5 protein-coding genes are annotated in these 5141 nt (G+C 48.2%); all 5 read right to left on the reverse strand.

Annotation, left to right across the window (positions count from 1 at the left end; genetic code table 11):
* Positions 1 to 1734: hypothetical protein (locus CPT76_RS37775; protein WP_181153033.1), on the reverse strand; the 1734-nt coding region annotated here is incomplete at its 3' end.
* Positions 1735 to 1993: 259 nt separating this feature from the next.
* Positions 1994 to 2515 (reverse strand): stalk domain-containing protein, encoded by a 522-nt coding sequence (locus tag CPT76_RS25045; protein ID WP_105444848.1) that lies wholly within the window; start codon positions 2513 to 2515, stop codon positions 1994 to 1996.
* Between the two features lie 232 nt (positions 2516 to 2747).
* Positions 2748 to 3869 (reverse strand): glycosyltransferase family 4 protein, encoded by a 1122-nt coding sequence (locus tag CPT76_RS25050; protein WP_105444849.1) that lies wholly within the window; start codon positions 3867 to 3869, stop codon positions 2748 to 2750.
* Between the two features lie 113 nt (positions 3870 to 3982).
* Positions 3983 to 4747 (reverse strand): WecB/TagA/CpsF family glycosyltransferase, encoded by a 765-nt coding sequence (locus tag CPT76_RS25055; protein WP_258168786.1) that lies wholly within the window; start codon positions 4745 to 4747, stop codon positions 3983 to 3985.
* Between the two features lie 19 nt (positions 4748 to 4766).
* On the reverse strand, positions 4767 to 5141 hold a 375-nt coding region (locus CPT76_RS40485), incomplete at its 5' end, for a polysaccharide pyruvyl transferase family protein (protein WP_258168787.1).

The raw sequence follows: 5141 nt of genomic DNA on the forward strand, positions 1-5141 counted from the left end.
GGTTGTGTTGTCAACTTTAAAAGACGGATTAAGCTTCAAATCGTTTCCCGTCAGGCCGTTGACGAACAGTTCGGCATTCGAGATGTTTTCAAAATCACGGTATTCACCTTTCAGACGAATCGTTGCTTCTCCCTTACTGGAGTCAATTTCAAATGTCTGACCGTCGTAGAGATTTTCTACATAAATATAGTTCTTCGTAGCATAAGCGATATTGACCGTATAATAAGCACTGGAGTCATTGAAATGGAATCTCACCTGCTGTTTGCCGTTTGAGAATCCTGTTACTTTGTATACAGCTTCCTTATCAGCAAGATCAGACGGTTGTGATCCCTGACTTACCTTACTTATATTTAGAGTTCCAACAGGAAGATACTCTGCATTTAATACTGGCTCAGGAGTAACTCCTTTTATTTTCTGATCAGCTTGAACAAGTACATAAAAAGTATCCGCCTCAAGTTCCGTTCCATCCAGCGGCAACACACTCGTGTCGGCTAACTTATTGCCTTCCTGATAGCCCTTGAGGTATTTCATATTCAAAATGCCAACTTCACCCGGCAAATATTTGAAGATCAAGTCCGTAGCTGCATCGATCTTGTTGTCGTAGGAAACGCCAAGCTTGATTTTTTGCGCTTGGACACCGGCAGCGAACGCCAGGGAGTTTACTTTAAACGTAACAAGACGATAAGCTGGAGTAACTCCGTCTGGTCCCGGAATAGCTGCTTCCTCTAAAACCGAGTAATCAGTTATTTTTTGGTTGTCAATGAGGACCGTACCGGCATCTTTAAAGGATTTACCCGTGTCATCAAGAAGAACTCTTGCGGTTAGAGTACCCGCAGGAGACCCGTTTTGGCCGTTATCAGTAACGGTTGGCGTGTTATTTAGCAGGTTGTAGTCCTTACCGTTATAGTTCATGTCCAAAGTAACAAACGGACTCTTCTTGTCGTAGTAATAAACCTCACGTGTAACGGAGACTGAGTCCGAGCCATTCTTGATCGCAATCGTCAGCGTGTTAAGACCTGTCTTCAGTTTCAACGCTGGGGAAAAGAACTTACCCGTTTGCGTTAAAGTTGATACCAGCGGCGTATCACTATTTACGGCTACGGTAACATCCGTTGCATTCTTGACATCACCTTGAAGGGTTACGGACTGCTTGTCCGAGACAACCTGTGTCCCTTCATTAAGATAAATTTCCCCGAGGCTGGATCCTAGCAGCTTCAGGTTCTGGACATAAGGTACTTGGTCAAACAAAACGTAGAACACGTCAGACCGTGTTATTCCGTTTTGCGAACCCGACAAGGTAATCTTGTTGAATCCAGGGAACAGAGATAAGTTCGTCGCCTTAAATTTTTGAGCTGAAGACGAAGAGTCCTTCGTAATATTGCCGTCTTTAAAATGGGACGAATCCGTTACCCATTCAATTCCGCCACCCTGCAAAGTTTTGGAGCTTAGCTGCTCCACTTTTGCCTTGAGTGAATCCTCGGTAACATATGCGTATGTACCGGTAATCGTAAGGGTGGGGCTACTCGATACATATACATTTTCTCTGCTGATTTGCTTACCGGAAGTATCGGTCGTTAATAATGAAGTTTTCCGCAGATCCAAGTCATCCGGTATAAAATAGGTGGCGGGCTGCGAATCCGCTGCATGCGCAGGCTGAGTTAACCCTGCTGGAAACAATGAAACGATCAATGTCATAAGCATGATCCAGACATACGTCTTCTTAATGCGGTGCATAAATGTTTGATCTCTCCTTTTCGCCTAACTTTTGTGAGATTTCCGGTAATCATGACTGGAAATTCCAATTGATTCTCTTACTCTTTCTATCGGATACTTTCTTCCTATTTTTTAGGTGAAACTAGAAAAAAGTCCCCCCCTATGTTAAGCATCGTGTTGTTGTAATCGAAATAAAGAGAAAATAAAAAAATCCCAAACCCGGTGCACCTCAGTGCTTCCAGGCTTGGAATCCTTAAAATTACACAAGTATAAGTAATCTCTACATTAATCCAGCTTTTTTCAAGCTTTCTTTGCTCAGAACAAGGGAACCGTTTATTTTAGTGAAATAAATGACAGTTCCGTTAGTAGTCGTGGATGAGCCTCTTTCCTCGCGTTCTTTGAGATCCTGCGTGTTAAAGGAGGAAATAATTTCGTCTTTGCCGCGAACCAGGTTGTAAACATATGGTTTATTCTGATCCACTTCAACTTTGAAATTTGCTCCGCCAGCATAATCCCCAAGTGTAATCCAGCCCTCGGTTCCGTCTTTTGGAATAAATTTAATCGTTTTGCTTGCCGCTTCATACGTTGTGTTATAACCAAAGATAGATCCAGCGTCGCGCAGTTGAACATAAGTGTTCCCATTATAGGACAATTGGTTGGATGCCACCTGTTTCGGTATTCCATTCGCGATAATTTTATACTTCACAAGCGTAGCTTTCACTGTGCTCGAAGTGGCAGCCATAGCTACCGTAGAGGACCCGATGAGCATTCCAACCGTAAGACCAATAATCAATTTTTTCATATGTATCCTTCTCCCCTTTTAAATTACTTACACTCATGTTTATTACCCAGCCAGTTAGCATTTGACTAAACAAACTTTATTTATTTTTAAATTATTGTCGATAGGCTGTTCATCCTGATTTTGGATAGGCAGGAAGACTTATGACTCTCCATAAGTAATAAAAAACGCCGCACCCCCAGGTGCGACGTTCCACTTAACAATATATATAATTGCACAACGCTTATCTCTTACCCTAATTATGACGGTTCTCACTAACCTTCATCCGCAGCCTTGCGATCAGATTCAGGATCGGCCGCTTCGTCTTGCCGACGAGGCCGATGATCTCAGCGCCGATTTGCAGGAAGAACATCATGACGCAGATCACGACGAACGTGACCCAGTTTGCTTCATACATCGCCGCCGACGACTGGATGACCGCCAGAACGCCGAAGAATGCGGCGATACCGTACACGATCAGCACCGACTGGCGGTGGCTGAAGCCGATTTCGCGAAGGCAGTGATGCAGGTGGCCCTTGTCCGGGGCGAAGATCGGTTTCTTCTGCATCCAGCGGCGGATGATCGCAAAGAACGTATCCGACAGCGGCACGCCGATGATGATCAGCGGGGTGATAAACGAGATGATCGCGATCTGCTTGAATCCAAGCAGGGAGAGCATCGCCAGACAGAAGCCCAGGAACAGCGATCCCGTATCCCCCATGAAAATCTTGGCCGGGTGGAAATTGAAGTACAGGAATCCGACGATGGCGCCGAGAAGCAAGAGACACAGCATAGCGACCATCATGTTGCCCATCAGCAGGGACATCACGAGGATGGTGCCGATCGCGATGCCGGATACGCCGGCTGCCAGGCCGTCGAGACCGTCGATGAGGTTAATGGCGTTCGTCACGCCGATAATCCAAATGATGGTCAGCGGAATGGAAATCCAGTTTTCCAGCGAAGAATAGTTATCAGCAAAAGGAATATTTACAAAGTCCACTTTGATATCGAATCCGAACACGACCACGCACGCAGCAATGATCTGGCCGAGCAGCTTCACCTTGGCCGACAGTTCGAAGCGGTCGTCGAGCGCGCCGATCAGCACGATCAGCGTTCCGCCCAGCAGGAATGCCTTAATAAAGTTGGAATCCCGCATCGAGAAATGATCGGCGACAAACGGAAGCACTGCGAACATGGCTAGTATAAAAGAAAGATATATGGCTAAACCGCCAAGCCGGGGCATAATTCGCGTATGCACTTTTCGGGCATTCGGTACGTCCACGGCTCCGATCTTCACCGCCAGCTTCTTGACGAGCGGCGTCAAGACCAGTGCCAGGATAAGCGACACGATACATCCGATGATGGCTAGCATTAACATGTGATTGTTCAACCCCCAATTGTTCTACCGGATTGAATTATACTCTGATCGAAAAATAAAACCAATCCCGTTTTTTCGCAAAATATCGGGTTATTCAAGACGATTTCATCTTTTTATCTGGGTTTTGTCAGGTTTTCTTTATCCCGCAGCACTTTCACTACGAATTTCGGCAGCGCAAGCATTCTTTTGGCTCGCGTCGGCTCCTTCAGCAGGCGGTATAACCATTCTGCCCGCAGCTGCTGGAACAGCTTGGGAGCCCGTTTGGACTTGCCGGAAATGACGTCGAAGCTTCCGCCGACGCCCATCATGACCGGTACGCCGAGCTGCTCCTTGTAACGCGCAATCCAAGGCTCCTGCGTATCTACGGCGCGTGCCACGAACAGAATGTCCGGCTCCGCTTCGCGGATTGCCGCGATCACATCGGCGTCCTGCTCTTGGGAAAAGTAGCCATCACGAAATCCCGAGATTTGAATCCCCGGATACTGCAAATGTAACCGCTCCGCCGTCGCCTGAATCACTTCGGACGTCGAGCCGAGCAAATACACTTTCCAGTGATAGTCTTCTCCGACCTTCATCAATTCATGTAGGAGGTCAAAACCTGCAACGCGTTCCTTCACGGGCGATCCGGCCTTATCCGCCGCCCATACCACTCCCGTCCCGTCCGGGACGAGCAGATCGGCTCCCCTCATGACCTCCATGTAAGCAGGGTCCTGAAGGGCCGTCATCACCATAATGGGATTGGCGGTAATGATCTGATGCGGCCGGCGCTCACCCGACTGGATGAGTCCGGTTAAATATTGAACGGTCTCGGTCATGCCCCATCGGCTCACCGGTATGCCGAAAATCGGCACCGTGGGCACTTGGCTTGGTTGGTTCACGCTATAATCACCTTATCCTTTATTGCTGCTGCAAAAAATCAATAATATGCTGTGCCGGAGCCTGCGCCTCTTCCTTAAGCACCGCGATGCGCTCGCGGTTCGCCTCCTGCCAGAGGCTGTTTTCGCTCAGCAGGCGGGCCACCTCGCTCTTCAGCGCCTCAGGTGCCAGCGAAGTGCTTGTCCCTACAGGCTCCAGATCCAGCCGCTTCAAAAAGTTATCGATCTTCGGATCATAGGACACGCCGATCATCGGCACCAGCTGATTCGCGGCATAGATGAGGCTGTGCAGCCTCATGCCGATAACGACGTCACAGCGGCCAACTTCGGCCAGCATCTGCTGCGGATGAACCACATCGCGGCACACCGTCACGACGCTGCCGTTCGCGGATACATC

It is taken from the genome of Paenibacillus sp. AR247, assembly GCF_002968895.1.
Lineage (GTDB): Bacteria > Bacillota > Bacilli > Paenibacillales > Paenibacillaceae > Paenibacillus_AQ > Paenibacillus_AQ favisporus.

Bases quoted from the DNA above. Each gene is read 5' to 3' on its own strand.
- CPT76_RS25045 (WP_105444848.1), bottom strand. From the start codon at position 2,515: ATGAAAAAATTGATTATTGGTCTTACGGTTGGAATGCTCATCGGGTCC.
- CPT76_RS25050 (WP_105444849.1), bottom strand. From the start codon at position 3,869: ATGTTAATGCTAGCCATCATCGGATGTATCGTGTCGCTTATCCTGGCA.